This is a genomic window from Phyllobacterium sp. 22552, from assembly GCF_052044585.1.
Taxonomy (GTDB): Bacteria; Pseudomonadota; Alphaproteobacteria; order Rhizobiales; family Rhizobiaceae; genus Phyllobacterium; species Phyllobacterium ifriqiyense.
In genome coordinates this window covers 503,649-520,489 of the sequence record NZ_JBQENG010000001.1, presented here as the reverse complement: position 1 = coordinate 520,489, position 16,841 = coordinate 503,649, and the positions used below count along the sequence as shown (strand labels likewise).

The following is a 16,841-nucleotide window of genomic DNA, read 5'->3' as shown; positions in this document are numbered from 1 at the left end:
TTATTTGAATGCAAAGACATCTTCGTCGGGGTGACCATCTCCGCTTATCAGCCCGCGGATGACCTGTGATGCAACCATGGAAAATGTGATGCCGTTACCGCCATATCCGAGAACTGCATAGCATCGATCCATTCCGGGAATTGCGCCAATAAAGGGCAATCCGGTAGTGCTTGAGCCAAAACTTCCTGTCCAAGCGTAATCGGCTTCGGCTATTGATTTGGGGAACATCTTTTTGAGTTTAGTCAATAGAGTATGAGTTTTGGATGAGAGCTTGGCATCACGTTTTCTCTCGTCTTCGAATTCCTCATCTTCACCCCCAACTATAACTCGCCCGTCCTGCGTCGTCCGCATGTAAAGATAGGGATCGGAAGCCTCCCAAATGAGGCAGCGTTCTGGCCATAGCCTTTCAGGTTGCGGCACAGTCGCAAGTGCCCATGTCGAAATAATACGGTGTCCTTTTTTTGGTATGTGCGCGGGTAGTTCATAGCCGGTCGCTGATACAAGATATTTGCAGCGGATTTTCCGACCTTCAACGGTTGTCGCCAGAACATCGCGCGATCTTGGCTCAACATTTGCCACTTCAACAGGAGCATAAATGTGAGCTCCCCTATCAATTGCCTTTTTCAAGTAGCCAAGGGCAAGCTTACGGGGGTTAGCCTCGATATTATCAAAGCTCATAAGTGCTGCCTCACGGTCTATTCCAAATCTTGTCTGAAGGTCAGCTTGGGGGAGGAATGTCGTCTCAATACCTGCTCGCTGGCGGGCAAGAAATTCCCGATGCAGCCCCTTCGCATCCAGCACATCACCAGCGATGTAAAGCGAATCCCTATTCTTCATTTCACACGAAATGCCCAAATTTCGAGTTCGCTCTCGCATCGCATCGACCGCCAGTTTCGAGCATCGCCATGCGCGTTCGGCGTTATTTAGGCCGATGCGCTTTGCCAATTTATGCAACGGCATATCAATCTCGAATTGTAACAAGGCTGTGCTCGCCGGTGTCGAACCCATCACTGGTTTGCGACGATCGAAAATTGCCACACTATAGCCAGCCTCCGTAAGATTCTCGGCTATAAGTGCACCGCTTATCCCCGCACCGACAACGGCGATATCGACACTGATATCATCCATTAAAGCATCAAATTTCACGCCTGTTGCGGGTTTACCCAACCAGATTGGCTGGCCGGTTCTCAAACGCCGATGCTGTGTTGTCATGAAAATTCCCGAACAATGCAGTGCTCGTTCGAAACGTCCGACACCAAGCTTCGTTCCTAGGTCAACGTGCTTTTGGATGCTTTTCCTGTTACGTAGACTTCTGCAACACTTCTGTCGTCACCCATCGTTTGCAACAACATCAGCTCTTCGACCAACGTCTCTATCGTCTCCATCCGCACGCGCATGGCGGATGTGGCGCGTGCGTCAAGAACAACGCAATCAGCCTCCGCACCAGGTTTGAATGATCCGATAACACCGTCCAAAGATAAAGCACGAGCGTTGCCAAGCGTCGCCTGATAGAAGGATCTGAGCGGATGGTACCGCTGCCCTTGGATGTTTAGTATCTTATAGCCCTCATCCATTGTGCGTAGCATCGAATAGGATGTACCTCCTCCAACGTCCGTGGCGAGTGCATTCCGGACATTTGATTTTTTCAATCGGCCAAGATCGAAAAGCCCGCTACCAATAAAGAGATTTGAGGTTGGGCAGAAGACTGCAACTGATTTGCTATTGGCGATGGCACCAATCTCGGCATCGGTCAGGTGAATGCAGTGACCAAGCAATGTCTTGGGACCAAGCAACCCGTAATGTTCGTAAACATTGGTATAATCACGGCTCCAGGGGAAGAGCTCTGCAACGAAAGCGATCTCAGCCATATTTTCGCACAAATGCGTCTGCACGTGCAGTTGCGGAAATTCACGCACCAGCGCGCCACTCATCTCGAGCTGTTCGGGTGTCGATGTCGGTGCGAACCGTGGCGTTATAGCGTAAAGCTGACGACCCTTCCCATGCCACTCATTGATCAGAGCCTTGGTCTCGTCATAACCCGACTGCGGCGTATCCAGCAGACCTGATGGCGCATTGCGATCCATCATCACCTTGCCCGCGACCATACGCATATTGCGCTTATGCGCCTCAGTAAAGAAGGCTTGGACGGACGCTTTATGCACAGAACAATAGGCGGCGGCAGTCGTCGTCCCATGCCGGATTAGCTCATCAAAAAAAGCGGAGGCTATTCGTTCCGGATGTCCTTGATTTGCAAATTTTTGCTCCTCGACAAAGGTATATTTATCGAGCCATTCTAATAATGCCCCGGCATAGGATCCTATCACCTGCATCTGGGGATAATGAATATGGCAATCAATAAAACCTGGCACGATAAGATGCGGGTGATGGTCTACGACTTCGACATTTCGTCCCTCGCCTGCCCGCAAAGCTGAATAGTCGTCCAGTGCAACTATTTTGCCATTTCGTATCAGCAGACCACCGTCTTCTATATATGCGTACGTATCCGTGCTGGCTTCGCCTTCCAAAGGTTCATCGTGGAAAGTCAGGACCCGTCCGCGGAGCAATATTTCAGTCATTTGCCGGTTTTCTCAATGTTCCATCACGATACCACGCAACGATTTGCGCACGTTCATCATCGGTTATCCAGGTCAGATTACCGGGAGGCATTGCATGGCTCACCCCGGCCTGAATGTAAATCTCGTTGGCATGGGTCGCGATCAGTTCGGCTGTGTCGAGGCGCACGCCCTTTGGGGGCAGCACAATACCTTCCCAAGACGGCTCTGCGGCATGGCACATTGAACAACGTCCCATGACAGTATCCCGAACGTGCTCGAAATTACGTGCTGCAAGAAATGGTTGAGCAGCGCGAGAAACCTTTTCCTCTCCAGTCAGCACTTTGGGCACAGTCGACAGCCAGATGACAATTATGAAAAGAATGGTTGTTGCAAGCCACGTCCAATGCGGATTGCCCTTTCCCGCATGTTTGGAATTGAAATAGTGCCGGATAAGAACACCCATGATGAAGATCAGCGCGGCAATAACCCAATTAAACTGCGTGGAATGCGCAAGGGGGTAGTGATTGGACAGCATCAGGAAAATGACTGGAAGCGTCAGGTAATTATTGTGTGTTGATCGCTGTTTTGCTTGTTTCCCAAGCTTTGGATCAGGTGTCTTTCCAGCGATGAGATCAGCAACAACGATTTTCTGATTAGGGATAATCAACAGGAAAACATTGCCTGACATAATTGTCGCGGTGAAAGCGCCGAGATGCAGAAAAGCAGCCCGTCCGGTAAAGAGATGCGTGTAACCCCAAGCCATAAAAACGATCACCCCATAAAGAACGATCATCAGTGCGGTATCGTTGGAGGCAAGCGGAGAACGGCACAGCAGATCATAAATCAGCCAGCCGATAAAAAGCGAAACAAGGGATATTAAAATCGCGACGGGCGTCGACACATCCAAGACATTGGGATCTATCAAATAAAGATCGGCACCCGCATAATAAACGATGCAAAGCAATGTAAATCCGGAGAGCCAAGTGGCATAGGATTCCCATTTGAACCAGATCAGATGCTCAGGCATATTGGGCGGCGCGACCATGTACTTTTGAATGTGATAGAAGCCACCGCCATGGACCTGCCATTCTTCACCATTTACCCCTTGGGGCAGATTGACGTGGCGTCGCAGACCAAGATCAAGAGCAATGAAATAGAATGACGACCCTATCCACGCAATGGCTGTGATCACATGTAGCCAACGGGCAGCAAAACTGAGCCATTCCCAGAAAATCAGATAATCCATCGACACCCCACACGTCCCATACCGCGCTACAATGCGGTCGTTCGCGAGCCGATGCAACTGGTCCGGCTATCGGGAATCGTGGAAAATAATCCCTAACGTATTCCGCTGTCCCCAACGCAAACGGCTTACGCCGTGACGCATATTCACGCGGTAATATCCTCGCGAGCCTTTCACCGGGCGTTGACTGACCGGAAAGATCACCGCATCGCCCTGTTTAAGAGAAACGACTTCAGCACGCGATTGCATCCGTGGGCGCTGCTCGGTCAGAACGAACTCGCCTCCGCTGAAATCATCCCAAGGTTGTGACAATAGAATCGCAACCTGTAGCGGAAAAGTGTGTTCACCATAAATATCCTGATGCATGCAATTATAGTCGCCTTCGCGATACTGCAGAAGAAGTGGCGTGGGGCGGTCTTGCCCAGCCGCATGGCATCTTTCAACAAAGGCCTTGTGCTGATCGGGATAGCGAATGTCGATGCCCATCCATTCGTTCCAACGATTTGCGATTTTTGCCAACGGTGGATAAAGCGTGGAGCGCAGTTCCTGGATGACATCCGGTAGCGGGTAGTTGTAATATTTATACTCGCCACGCCCAAAGCCATGTCGCGCCATGACAATGCGCTTCCGGAACTGGTTATCATCTTTATATGCGATTGCGATCTGTCGAGTTTCTGCTTGAGACAGCAGACCGGGGAGCAGCGCGCAGCCGAAATCATCGAGTTCAGTTTCGGCCGCGGCCCAGTTTATTTTGGAAGTATCCAATTTATGTAACACGTAAATCTCCTCAGTTCTTATCCGGGAGCAGCGTGCCGCATTGTGGATATTCTTCCACCCGTTTCCTGCTGAACGCCATATTTTGCTGGCATTTACACATTACACGACGATTTTAAGTGACTCGGGGAGTCAGACTTCATAAAGAAGGACGCAGCGAGGTGCTTTGCACCCCGCTCTGTTTTTACGGGATAAACCATGAATTTGTTTGGAAATAGGAAGACGGGAACACGCGGCACTGCTCCGCTCCTGATTTCTATTTTCTGGATTCTCTCCACTCTTAGCGCGACATTTGGTGCTGGCTGTGTGGTCGATCGCGATGCAAATATCTCATCAACGGATATTCGCACCCCCATAAAGAACACGACACGAATCGCTCGTGAAGTTGATAGCTCATCCGTGCCAGCCCAGCGACCGTTGCGGGTCGTTGCTCTCGAAACGCTGCATCTGAAGATAAAAAGCGGATTGCACGCTGACGCCGGATCACAAGACGGACTTTTGCCCGGAGAATCGCAACTCGTTATAGTTCAAAAAGTTGTGGCAGAGCCAGAACAGCTTGGGTCCAGTCGAATACTGGATTATCATTCATTTTTCAGCGCTAGAGCGCCGCCGCTCACCGCTTGATATCTCCGTTTCTCATCAGGGAAATGATGAACCAAATTCCGGCAGCCGTCAGTCAAGGCAGCGTGCCCCGCTTTTCGTAATGGAACACAGATATGCGCACTTCTAGATGGGTTCTTTGGACCTATATTTTTATTATCCTTGCGGGCATTGTTCTTGCCTTCCCTAATATGTTCACCAAGGCACAGCTTGATGCGATGCCGAACTGGCTTCCTAAAAAACAGGTTGCGCTCGGTCTCGATCTTCGCGGCGGCTCCTATCTTGTCCTGGAAGTCGACGCTGCCGCGCTGAAAAAGGATCGCATTCGTTCCATCCTGGATGATGCCCGCGGTCGTTTGCGCACAGCAAAAATTCAACCACAATCTGTTCGGATCGCTGGCGACAGCGTTGTCGTTACAATCACCGATCCTGCACAGCGTGATGCCGCGACGACAGCACTTCGCGAGCTGACGACACAGGTTGCGCAGATCGGATTTGCGGCGCCGGTTAGCGACATTGATATCGCAACCAATGACAACCAAATCCGCCTCACGCTTACTGATGCGGGCATGAAGGATAAGCTCGACAATGCGCTGACCCAGAGCTTGGAGATCGTTCGTCGACGTGTTGACCAGGTCGGCGTTGCCGAACCATCCATCCAGCGCGTCGGTTCAGACCGTATCGTTGTCCAGCTTCCAGGGCTACAGGATCCAAGCCAATTGCGCGCGCTGCTCGGCAGCACTGCCAAAATGACGTTCCATATGGTTGCCGACCGCAACACAGGGGAAGCACCTCCCCCGGGCGTTTCCATTCTTCCTGACGCTAAAGAGCCGGGCGTGACTTATCCCGTCGAAGATCGCGTTGCACTTAGCGGTGAACGCCTCACGGACGCACGCGCCGCTTTTGATCAGCAGACCAACCAGCCGATCATATCCTTTCGGTTTGACAATATTGGCGCCCGTCAATTTGCCGAGATAACAAGCCAGAATGTCGGCCGCCCCTTCGCGATTGTACTTGACGGGAAAGTCCTGACAGCGCCTGTCATTCAGGTACCGATCACCGGCGGTTCAGGCCAAATAACCGGCAATTTCACCGTTCAGGACACTGTTACTACTGCCGCTCTTCTTCGCGCCGGCGCTCTGCCTGCACCTCTGACCGTCATTGAAGAACGAACTGTTGGTCCGGATCTTGGCGGCGACGTCATCAAGATGGGCCTTTTGACCGGTTTGATTGGCTTTGCGCTTGTCGTCGGCTTTATCTTCATTCTTTATAGTGGCTGGGGTCTGATCGCCAATTTTGCTCTTGCACTGAATGTTATTCTGACATTCGGAATTCTGAGCTTGATCGGTGCAACGCTTACACTCCCCGGTATCGCCGCTATCATCCTTGGTATCGGCTTTGCGGTCGACGCAAACATCCTTATCAACGAGCGTATCCGTGAGGAGGCGCGCAAAGGCATAGGCGCGATGGCCGCAGTGGATCGTGGCTTTAAGCTTGCCTATTCGACCATTATTGATGCCAATGCCACGCATCTTATCGCAACCTTCCTCCTGTTCCTTTTCGGCACCGGGCCTGTACGCGGTTTTGCAATTACAATGATCATTGGCGCGCTCGTGTCCATGTTCACAGCGGTTACGGTGGTTCGCATCATCACGATGGCTATCGTTCGCCGCCGCAAGATGAAGACAATTCACATCGAGCACCTGTTCAAGCTTGTGCCAGAAAACACCAATATCTCTTTCATGAATGCTCGATTCTTCGGCATTGGTGTTTCTATCTTTCTCTCCATCGCATCCATCATTCTGTTTATCCATCCCGGCCTCAATTATGGTATCGACTTCAAGGGCGGTATCCAGGTCGAAGTCACCACATCCAAACCAGCGGAACTCGCTTCGATGCGCGAAAAGCTGGAAGGATTGGGACTCGGTGAAGTCGCATTGCAGCAAGCTGGCGGCGATAGCCAGGTCCTGATCCGCGTGCAGCGTCAGGAAGGTGGCGAAGAGGCGCAGACTGCAGCTGTAACAAAGGTCAAAGCTGCTGTTGAAGAGCTTGATCCGGGTGTAAAGATTGAGCGTTCCGAAGTTGTTGGACCGAAAGTCAGTGGAGAACTGGCGCGTTCAGGTATTATCGCGGTTGTTCTCGCCAGCCTTGCAATGCTGCTTTACATTTGGTGGCGTTTTGAATGGCACTTTGCCTTGGGCGCCATTGCGACCCTGATCCTCGACACAACGAAAACAGTCGGCTTCTTTGCCCTGTTGGGTCTCGATTTCAACCTAACAGCCATCGCGGCATTGTTGACGATTATCGGTTATTCCGTGAACGATAAGGTGGTCGTCTATGATCGAATGCGCGAAAATTTGCGAATCCACAAAAAGATGCCTCTGCGCCAGATCATTGATCTGTCGATCAACCAGACCTTGGCGCGTTGTATCTACACGTCCTTGACCGTCTTCCTCGCCATGCTGCCAATGGCAATCTGGGGCGGAAAAGCAGTAGAGAACTTCGCGCTCCCTATGTTGTTTGGCGTCATTATCGCAACGAGTTCATCGCTGTTTATCGCAGCGCCAATCTTGCTCCTTCTCGGGACATGGTGGGAAAAGAACCATGCCCATCGCATCGGTTCTACTGACAAGGCAGTCACCCAAGGCTGAAAGCGCGCAATTTAATATTTGTCGCTAAATATTTGCGGCGCATGGAAAAAATCGTCTTTCCTGCGCCGCAAAACAACGAAAACGGTTTGCAAGCCGGACCCGGTAGGCAATACTGTTACAAACAACGATCAATCAATTGATACGAGTGTCTTTCATTAACAAACCTCAAGGGGGAGAAGCCGACATATGCCTCATGAAACGCCGCTGATTGCGACCATCGTCATAGGCCTTGTACTAGCCTTTATTTTCGGTGCGATTGCCAACCGTCTGCGTATCCCTCCCCTTGTCGGTTACCTTGTTGCCGGTGTTCTCGCTGGTTCACACACTCCCGGTTTTGTTGCCGATCAAGATTTGGCAGCCGAACTCGCCGAAATCGGCGTTATTCTTTTGATGTTCGGTGTCGGGCTGCACTTCTCTCTTAAAGATCTTCTTTCCGTGCGAGCGATCGCCATTCCCGGTGCCATTGTCCAAATTCTGGCCGCAACGCTTCTCGGACTGGGACTTGCCTGGATTCTCGGATGGAGCCTTCAAGCCGGATTTGTTTTTGGTCTGGCCCTATCTGTTGCCAGTACTGTTGTTCTCCTTCGCGCAATGCAAGAGCGCCGGCTCATTGAGACAGAACGCGGTCGCATTGCTGTCGGCTGGCTTATCGTTGAAGATCTCGCCATGGTGTTGGCGCTTGTTCTGCTGCCTGCAATTGCTGGTGCACTTAATGGCGGCGACACGCCCAGCGGGCCAATTCACGCCAATAGCGATCCCATAGCAGCCTATTTCAATCTCGGTATTGGCGGCGTGATCGCTCTGACACTCGGTAAAGTTGCGGCGTTCGTTGCCGTTATGCTGATTGTGGGCCGTCGCGTTATTCCGTGGACCCTCCATGCCATTGCCCACACCGGCTCACGCGAACTTTTCCGGCTTGCAGTTTTAGCAATTGCGCTTGGCGTGGCTTTTGGCGCAGCAAAACTCTTTGGCGTATCGTTTGCACTGGGTGCGTTCTTCGCCGGCATGATCATGAGCGAGTCTGAATTGAGCCACCGGGCCGCTGAAGAATCGCTGCCGCTGCGCGATGCTTTCGCGGTTTTGTTCTTTGTTTCGGTCGGTATGCTGTTCGATCCGATGACAATTATAAACGACCCCCTGCCGCTTCTTGCAACGCTGGCGATCATTGTCATAGGCAAATCGCTGGCTGCCTTCTTCATCGTGCTTGCATTTGGCTATCCAACCGGAACTGCGCTTATCATCTCTGCCAGTCTCGCCCAGATTGGCGAATTCTCCTTTATTCTGGCGGAACTCGGTGTCGGTCTGGGCATGCTTCCAGAGGAAGGGCGCGACCTCATTCTTGGCGGCGCCATTCTTTCAATCCTCGTGAATCCGTTGGTTTTTGCAGGGGTAACCTATGTAAAACCTTGGTTAGAAAAGCGAGCGCCCGCAGCTACAGAACCGGCGGCGGAGGCGGATACTCCGAAAGCAGACGAAACGGATGTAGAGGAAATTCGTCCCACATTGCTTACCGACCACGCTGTGCTGGTTGGTTATGGGCGAGTTGGCAGTCTGGTCGGAGATGCGCTGAAAGAGGTCGGAAAGCCATTCCTTGTTATAGAAGACGCCGACAAGACAGTTGCCAAATTGCGGGACGATAACATTGAAACAATCGTCGGGAATGCTGCAAACGGTGATATTCTCGCTGCTGCCAATCTAGCCGGTGCACGGCAGCTTATTCTCGCTATCCCGAATGCGTTCGAGGCAGGACAAATCGTAGTCAAAGCCCGCGCCGCCAATCCAGTTATCAGCATACTTGCCCGCGCTCATTCCGATGCGGAGGTTCAGCATTTGCAGGATCTGGGTGCTGACGCCGTGATCATGGGAGAACGCGAGATAGCGCGAGGAATTGTTTCGCATATACTGAGTTTGGATGAGCCAAAGCCAGAGGGACCACTGACCGAAACCTAAAACTAAAAGAATGATGATTACGAAGGCCGGGCAGGAAAGACAATGAAACTTAAAGATTACATTTGGCCGGTCGTAGGGTTGGCCGCAGTCGGCATATCTGCATGGCTTCTTTACAAGGAGTTGCGTAGTATTTCGCTGGATGATGTGGTCGACAGCCTTAAAGCTATATCGATGCATCGTTGGGTACTGGCTGCTCTAGCGTCGCTAGTGGCTTATGCTGCCCTTGCTGGTTACGACCGCATCGCGCTTTTGCACCTTCGCCGCAAGATTTCATGGGTGTTTATAGCCCTTTGTTCGTTCACGACCTACGCCTTATCCCATAATATAGGTGCTTCCGTGCTTTCGGGCGCGGTCGTCCGGTACCGCGCTTATTCCTCGCAAGGAATGAGCGGGCCCGAAATAGCGCTCCTGATTGCCTTTTGCTCATTCACTTTTCTAGTTGGCGTTATGAGTTTGAGCGCCATCGTGCTTCTGATTGAGCCGGAAATTCTACAGCGGTTCAATTCGGAATTACCGCTTTCACTAAGTTATATTCTCGGTCTTGGTTCGCTGTCGCTTATCTTGCTTTACGCTTTCGGCAGCTGGCTGCACTTTAAGCCGCTACGCATTCGCCAGTTTACCCTTGAATATCCCCGGCTCACTGTTGTCGCGCAACAATTAATCGTAGGACCGCTGGAGCTCATCGGCGCGGCTGCAATTATTTATTTCACATTGCCAGAAGCCGGAAATCCCGGATTTATGATTATCCTTGGCATATTTCTTGTATCCTTTTCTGCCGCACTGATATCGCATGCACCGGGCGGATTAGGCGTGCTTGAACTCGTCTTTCTGACGGGCCTCCCGGACATGAATCAAGCCGACGTGCTTGCCGCTCTCATCATATTCCGTCTGTTCTACTTGTTGATTCCATTTGCTCTTTCGCTGGTGGTTGTGCTCGTCTTCGAACGTTCGCAATTGCTCCTGCGCTGGTATAAGAAAGAAGAATGAACATCGGACCATTTTCAGGTTGAGCGATTTCACGTAGGAAATATTTTCCAGATAAGCCACAAATTGGTGCGCAGTTTCTTCAAGAGCACAGCGCCCCACTCTATTTTGAAGGCAGGCTTCAACGTGGAGTGCCACAATGACAACATTGATTATTCCGGGATACCGCGGCTCCGAAAATGGCCATTGGCAACGCCAGTGGTTGCTTGAGGATGAGACATCGCAGCTCCTTGAACAGGATGACTGGGACAATCCGGATCTATCCCAATGGCTTCATGTATTGGAGGCCGCTCTTGCCGAAACGCCCGGTGCCATTCTTGTGGCCCATAGTCTAGGATCTATTTTGGTGGCTCACCTTGCGAGCAGGCCTTCAGCTGCGCATGTAGCGGGCGCTGTGCTCGTGGCACCTGCAGACGCAGAGCGTATGGCCGCTTGGGACAAAAAGTTTGCAAGTTTCGCGCCCTTGCCGCGCCATAAACTGAGCTTCCCTTCTGTGGTCGTGGCAAGCCGTGACGATCCTTATATGTCTTTCAATAAAGCACAGGCCCTAGCGAATATCTGGGGTTCCGGTTTCGTTGATATGGGTAATTCAGGGCACATTAATGTTGAAAGCGGTTTCGGCTCGTGGCCAGAAGGACATGTCCTGGCAGATTCAATGCGCAGGCCTCACCAGAGTTTTCGCGCACAACGCGCTGCCTAAACCAATTGCTTGCGTTCAAGCAGATATTTGAGAACTAATGTCACGACAGCAATCAGCGCCAATGTAGATGAGGCTGCAAATGCACCAGTGACATTATAGTCATTGAATAGCAGCTCAATTTGCAAAGGCAGCGTGTTGGTTTGCCCCCGAATGGCGCCGGAAACAACTGAAACGGCACCAAACTCGCCCATCACGCGAGCATTGCATAGCACCGCACCGTAAAGAAGAGCCCAACGAATATTCGGCAATGTAACGTAAAAGAATGTTTGCAAGCCATTGGCGCCAAGGGTGATTGCTGCCTCCTCATCTTCGCTACCTTGAGCCTGCATCAGGGGAATAAGCTCGCGTGCAACGAATGGGCTTGTAACGAAAAGGCTGACCAAAAAGATGGCGGGAACCGTAAACATAATTTTTATGTCGTAGTTCTCCAACAACGGTCCAAGCAGGCCCTGACTCCCATATAGGAAGAGATAGGTCACACCCGCAACGATTGGCGAGACCGAAAAAGGTATCTCGATAAATGTAATCAACAACCCTCGTCCGGGAAATCTAAAGCGCGTAACCAACCATGCCACGCAAATCCCGAACACCATGTTGATCGGCACTACGACGATCGCTGTCAAGACAGTTAGCCAAATCGCGTGCAGAGTTGCGGGTTGGCTTATCTGAGTCAAATATACCGTCATACCCTCCCGAAATGCGTAGGTGAAAATAACGAGCAGCGGTACGCCGATAAGCAATATAGACAGCAAAATCGCGGAAATTACCAAAAGCCGCTGGGACAATCGCACGGGCTTTTTGCCGTGTCGCGATGACGGCTTCAGGCTCCCGAAGGGCGCAGCAAGATTAGTTACGTTCTGCATATTTCAGCTGCCAGGCCTGTATTGAGTTTGTTACGAAAAGCATGACGAACGCTATGACCAACATAACTGTCGCTATGGCTGCAGCTGCGGGATAGTCATATTCATCAAGCCGGATAAAGACGAGAAGAGACATTACTTCTGTTTCAAACGGCAAATTGCCCGAAATAAAGACGATGGCACCAAACTCTCCCAAGCTTCTTGCAAATGAAAGGCTGCAACCAGCGACAAATGCCGGAAAAATGGCGGGCCAGATAATGTTTGCGAATATCTGCCAGTTTGTGGCACCCAAAGAGCGGGCAGCCTCTTCTACATCTGTTGCCACATCTTCCAAAACGGGCTGAACCGTCCGGACAACGAAGGGAATGCTGGTAAACATCATCGCGAGCGCAATTCCCAAAGGTGCATATGCGATTTTGATACCCAGCGGCTCCAAATACCGTCCGAACCAGCCATTGGCGGAAAATACGGTGACCAATGCCAACCCAGCAACGGCCGTGGGCAAAGCGAAAGGCAAGTCGACCACCGCATCAAGAAGTCGTTTTCCGGGAAACTCGTAACGCACCAATACCCACGCTAGGAGCATCCCAAAAAGCGCATTCAGCAAGGTGGCCAACAAAGCTGCACTGACTGTTATGCGATAGGTTGCGACGGCCCGTTCAGAAGAGATGATACTCCAGAAATCCGCCCAACCCAGATTGAAGGATTTGTACAGCATTGCCAGCAATGGCAGAGCCACAATCAACGTAAAATAAAATAACGTCACTCCAAGAGTGAGACCGAAACCGGGCAAAATTCCGCGCTGACTGGACTTGGAAAACAATGACATGCGAGGTTCTTAATTCATCCAGACTTTAACGCAAGTGATCTGTTGCAACGAAAAACGACGCGGATTGGCTGCCGCGCCGTCTGTATAGAGATTTACCTTTGATTCAGCGCTTGGTGAATACCTTATCAAGAATACCACCTTCAGCCAGATGATCTGTGGTGACCTTCTTCCAGCCTCCGAACACATCCTCGACAGTCAAAAGACGGGTTTCTGGAAACTGCGAGGCGTATTTGGCTTTGACTGCTTCATCATGCACACGGTTATAATTCTGCGCGAGGATGTCCTGGCCTTCCGAGGTGTAAAGGAATTTCAGATAGCTTTCAGCAATTGCACGTGATCCGCGCTTATCCGCAACTTTATCGACTACAGATACTGGAAACTCAGCTAACAAGCTTACCGGTGGAATGACCGCTTCGTACTTGTCTTCGCCAAGCTGCTTTCGAGTGCCCAGCACCTCTGCCTCGAACGTGATGAGCACGTCGCCAATCCCGCGTTCAGCGAAAGTTGTGGTGGCAGCGCGACCGCCAGTGTCAAACACCGGAACATTGGAGAGCAACTTTTTCGCGAATTCTTGAGCCTTTGCTTGATCCTTATTGTTTGCCTCAAGCGCATAGGCATAGGCGGCCAAGTAAGTATACCGACCATTACCGGATGTTTTCGGATTGGGGAAAACAACCTTTACATCATCACGAACAAGATCATCCCAGTTCTTGATATTCTTTGGATTACCGGCCCGCACGAGAAAAGCAGGAAGGGAATAATATGGCGATGAATTGTTGGGAAGGCGTGATTGCCAATCGGCTGGGATCAAATTTCCCTTATCGTGCAACACTTGCACGTCGGTCACCTGATTGAACGTTACAACGTCAGCCTCAAGGCCTTCAAGAATGGAGCGCGCCTGCTTCGATGAGCCCGCATGCGACTGGTTTACCGTAATGTCCTTACCTACCTGTACCTTGTAAGCAGCGCTAAAAGCTTTGTTGATCTGCTCGTAAAGTTCACGGGAGATATCGTAAGAGACATTGAGAATTTCCGTAGGCTCTTCTGCCGCTTGTGCAGGAGTTAAAGCAAAGCTCAGCGCCAAAGCCGCAAAAGCAACCAATTTTTTCATGAAATTCTCCCAGTTGGAGGCGATAATCGCCCAATCTACTTTTCAAGCCACACCCAATCCGCCTGCTCTCCGGCTTCACGGACAATTATTCTAAGACTGTCGGTAAAAACGGGCGGAAGGAAGGGTTACCTTTCCAAGGAACCGCAAATAATAGAAACAAAATACTATGAACTGGGAAAATCAGGGCAAACGACGGCGATGCTCCAGGTCGCCCGCATTAATTGATATACTTCGGGTCTCAGGCTGTCGGTTTACCAAAAACCACGATGCTGCCAGCACCACAGAAAATCTTCCTCGCCCGAGTTGCGCCGCTTCTTCACAGGAGCTTTATCATCGGCGCAATTCTCAGAATTACGAGCATCGAATTTGATGTTATCAGACGTGAATACCTCACGCCATAAACGCTCCGCTCGATTGAAGATGTTTGAGACTTCACTATACATTGCGACCTCCAAAAATAACTCGGCTGTAAAGTGGCTTACCATTGACGGGCAATAGAACGACAATGATGACGCCTTGAAATTGTTTGTCAATAATCACGACTGATTTAATCGTGTATCAAAATGGCTTCACAAAGGTATTTTCCAAAGCAAAAACCTTAATGAATTATTATTTTTCAGAGCATTACGTGCCATTATTGAGACATTCGGGCGCCGCAAAAAAACTCACATTTTTTACGTTTTTATACTAGGAAATGTTTATCGAAGGGCTATGACTGCACCCAGAAGGTTGTAGGCTAAGAAGAATGATATCGCAAAAAGCCAAATATGCTCTCCGCGCGCTTGTCGTCCTCGCACGCGCCGACTCTGAAAAAGCTTTATTCATTTCGGATATTGCAGAAGAGCAAAATATTCCAAAGAAATTTCTCGAACAGATTTTGCTAGACCTAAAGCGTGAAGGCATTGTCATGAGCCGAAGAGGCAAGATGGGTGGCTATCTTCTTCTGAAAGGTGCGGACGACATTACTTTCGGCGAAATTCTGCGCCTGATAGACGGTCCCATAGCGTCCCTTCCGTGTTTGAGTAAAATTGCCTACCGGCGCTGCGAGGACTGCAGCGATGAAGATACCTGTGAAATCCGCCATGTTTTCAACGAAGTTGCGAATGTAACACGCGGGGTACTCGACAAAACGACCATTGCCGATTGTCTGATCTATGGCGAAAAGGGGAAAATACCCGCCATTCTTGATATGTAAAAGGACGATGTGGTGGTCGCTGAAGATCAAGATACTCTTCGATTTTATTCAGAAGAAGCTGAGACCTATGCCAATCGCATTGAACATAGATCATACGAACGATTGGATTCCTTTCTTATTCGTCTTACTCGCAATTGCTCCATTCTAGAACTTGGTTGCGGCGGCGGCGATGACAGTGCCCGCATGCTCGCTCTAGGCTTTGACGTTACACCTACCGATGGCAGCTCAGAACTTGCCTATCAAGCTGAGAAACGTCTGGGCGTTCCTGCAAAAGTATTGAAGTTCGATCAAATCAAGGATCGCAGCAAATTTGATGCTGTGTGGGCCAACGCCTGTCTTTTACATGTTCCGCGACCAAACCTTGCCGCTATTCTTCAGCGTATCGAGCGAGCGCTTAAATCAGGCGGTTTGTTTTATGCCAGTTACAAGGCTGGAAAGCAGGAAGGGCGCGACAAGTTTGGGCGTTATTATAACTACCCCTCTCCTGAATGGCTTAGGCAGGCTTATGGCTCAAGCTGGTCTTTGGTCGAGATCAAGAATTATATGGGGAGTGGTTACGATAATGAGCCGACGGAATGGCTCGATGTTATTGCTACAAAGGCCAGGTAATCTCCCTATGTAAATACAGCCTTGCCTATTACAGGCGTTGACGGCACAGCCATATCGCGCGGCTCCAGCACGACCGCTTGATAAGCTTGATGGCCAGCCTCAACAGCTTTGGCAAAAGCCTGTGCCATTGCTGGCGGATTGCCTGCCTTGGCTACCGCTGTATTGAGAAGGACCGCATCAAATCCCAATTCCATCACAGCCGCTGCATGCGACGGCCGACCCAAGCCAGCATCGATAATAATCGGAACCTCAGGGAAATGCCCGCGTATCGAGCGCAATGCATGCAAATTGAGCGGTCCCATGGCTGAACCAATAGGCGCGCACCACGGCATGAGAACATCGCAGCCCGCTTCCAGCAACCGTTCAGCGATGACCAGGTCATCGGTTGTATAGGGAAACACCTTGAAGCCATCTTCGCTCAAAATCCTTGCGGCTTCTACCAAAGCGAAAACATCGGGTTGTAGAGTGTCGTGATTACCAATGACTTCAAGCTTGATCCAGTCTGTAGAAAAAACGTCACGCGCCATATGCGCAGTCAGCACAGCTTCTTTCACTGTGTGACACCCGGCTGTATTAGGCAACACACGCAATTTCAAGGAACGAAGCAAGGACCAAAATCCGTCGCTAGTTTTCGTGCCAGCCATTTCGCGGCGCAACGACACGGTTATGATCTCTGTTCCTGAAGCTTTAATCGCATCTATAAGAATTGCAGGAGATGGATACTGCGCCGTACCAAGCAAAAGGCGAGACGATATTTCGGCGCCATAAAGTTTCAACATT

The 16,841-nt window shown here is 50.6% G+C and carries 16 protein-coding genes; 7 read left to right on the top strand and 9 right to left on the bottom strand.

Annotated elements, in window-relative coordinates; genetic code table 11:
- The 4 genes from ACTJI9_RS02620 to ACTJI9_RS02605 all read right to left on the bottom strand — a co-directional run bounded on the left by ACTJI9_RS02620 (position 1) and on the right by ACTJI9_RS02605 (position 4,563).
- The gene (locus ACTJI9_RS02620; RefSeq protein WP_440805803.1) at positions 1–1,212 is read right to left on the bottom strand and encodes an NAD(P)/FAD-dependent oxidoreductase; all 1,212 of its coding nucleotides are present in this window, start codon (positions 1,210–1,212) and stop codon (positions 1–3) included.
- Positions 1,213–1,268: 56 nt separating this feature from the next.
- Positions 1,269–2,576, bottom strand: a complete 1,308-nt coding sequence (gene guaD, locus ACTJI9_RS02615; protein ID WP_337354554.1) for a guanine deaminase — start codon at positions 2,574–2,576, stop codon at positions 1,269–1,271.
- Positions 2,569–3,801, bottom strand: a complete 1,233-nt coding sequence (locus tag ACTJI9_RS02610) for a urate hydroxylase PuuD (protein WP_440805800.1) — start codon at positions 3,799–3,801, stop codon at positions 2,569–2,571. The genes guaD and ACTJI9_RS02610 overlap by 8 nt, the downstream gene beginning before the upstream one ends.
- 66 nt (positions 3,802–3,867) lie before the next feature.
- Positions 3,868–4,563, bottom strand: coding sequence for a 2OG-Fe(II) oxygenase (locus tag ACTJI9_RS02605; protein ID WP_354344065.1), 696 nt, complete (start codon positions 4,561–4,563; stop codon positions 3,868–3,870).
- Positions 4,564–4,770: 207 nt separating this feature from the next.
- Here ACTJI9_RS02605 and ACTJI9_RS02600 point away from each other — a divergent pair, with 207 nt between their 5' ends.
- From ACTJI9_RS02600 to ACTJI9_RS02580, 5 genes are all read left to right on the top strand, one after another.
- Entirely contained in the window at positions 4,771–5,196 is a 426-nt protein-coding gene (locus ACTJI9_RS02600; protein WP_307286033.1) for a hypothetical protein, read from the top strand.
- 92 nt (positions 5,197–5,288) lie between these two features.
- Positions 5,289–7,823 (top strand): protein translocase subunit SecD, encoded by a 2,535-nt coding sequence (secD, locus tag ACTJI9_RS02595; RefSeq protein ID WP_115052629.1) that lies wholly within the window; start codon positions 5,289–5,291, stop codon positions 7,821–7,823.
- A gap of 186 nt (positions 7,824–8,009) precedes the next feature.
- Positions 8,010–9,773: a YbaL family putative K(+) efflux transporter gene (gene ybaL, locus ACTJI9_RS02590; protein WP_115052628.1), complete on the top strand. Its 1,764-nt coding sequence runs from the start codon at positions 8,010–8,012 to the stop codon at positions 9,771–9,773.
- 42 nt (positions 9,774–9,815) lie between these two features.
- Positions 9,816–10,760 carry a lysylphosphatidylglycerol synthase domain-containing protein gene (locus ACTJI9_RS02585; protein ID WP_115052627.1) on the top strand — a complete coding sequence of 315 codons (945 nt, stop codon included), beginning with the start codon at positions 9,816–9,818 and terminating at the stop codon, positions 10,758–10,760.
- Between the two features lie 136 nt (positions 10,761–10,896).
- Complete coding sequence (locus ACTJI9_RS02580; RefSeq protein WP_115052626.1) at positions 10,897–11,457, top strand: RBBP9/YdeN family alpha/beta hydrolase; 561 nt, start codon at positions 10,897–10,899, stop codon at positions 11,455–11,457.
- On the opposite strand, the gene cysW is transcribed toward ACTJI9_RS02580, so the two are convergent.
- The 4 genes from cysW to ACTJI9_RS02560 form a co-directional block, all read right to left on the bottom strand.
- A complete protein-coding gene (gene cysW / locus ACTJI9_RS02575; protein ID WP_440805794.1) occupies positions 11,454–12,320 on the bottom strand; it encodes a sulfate ABC transporter permease subunit CysW in 867 nt (288 codons plus the stop codon). The two genes, ACTJI9_RS02580 and cysW, sit on opposite strands and share 4 nt — an antisense overlap.
- On the bottom strand, positions 12,304–13,146 hold the full coding sequence (gene cysT, locus ACTJI9_RS02570) for a sulfate ABC transporter permease subunit CysT (protein ID WP_307286041.1): 843 nt from the start codon (positions 13,144–13,146) through the stop codon (positions 12,304–12,306). The genes cysW and cysT overlap by 17 nt, the downstream gene beginning before the upstream one ends.
- Positions 13,147–13,249: 103 nt before the next feature.
- Positions 13,250–14,257, bottom strand: coding sequence for a sulfate ABC transporter substrate-binding protein (locus ACTJI9_RS02565; protein ID WP_440805791.1), 1,008 nt, complete (start codon positions 14,255–14,257; stop codon positions 13,250–13,252).
- Between the two features lie 251 nt (positions 14,258–14,508).
- Positions 14,509–14,700, bottom strand: a complete 192-nt coding sequence (locus ACTJI9_RS02560) for a hypothetical protein (protein ID WP_115052623.1) — start codon at positions 14,698–14,700, stop codon at positions 14,509–14,511.
- Positions 14,701–15,002: 302 nt separating this feature from the next.
- On the opposite strand from ACTJI9_RS02560, the gene ACTJI9_RS02555 reads away from it, so the two are divergent.
- The gene (locus ACTJI9_RS02555) at positions 15,003–15,452 is read left to right on the top strand and encodes an RrF2 family transcriptional regulator (protein ID WP_115052622.1); all 450 of its coding nucleotides are present in this window, start codon (positions 15,003–15,005) and stop codon (positions 15,450–15,452) included.
- Positions 15,453–15,464: 12 nt separating this feature from the next.
- A complete protein-coding gene (locus ACTJI9_RS02550; RefSeq protein WP_440805789.1) occupies positions 15,465–16,061 on the top strand; it encodes a class I SAM-dependent methyltransferase in 597 nt (198 codons plus the stop codon).
- A gap of 5 nt (positions 16,062–16,066) precedes the next feature.
- Here the strand turns inward: ACTJI9_RS02550 and ACTJI9_RS02545 are convergent, their stop codons facing one another.
- The gene (locus tag ACTJI9_RS02545; RefSeq protein WP_307286050.1) at positions 16,067–16,840 is read right to left on the bottom strand and encodes a thiazole synthase; all 774 of its coding nucleotides are present in this window, start codon (positions 16,838–16,840) and stop codon (positions 16,067–16,069) included.
- Position 16,841: the final 1 nt, after the last annotated feature.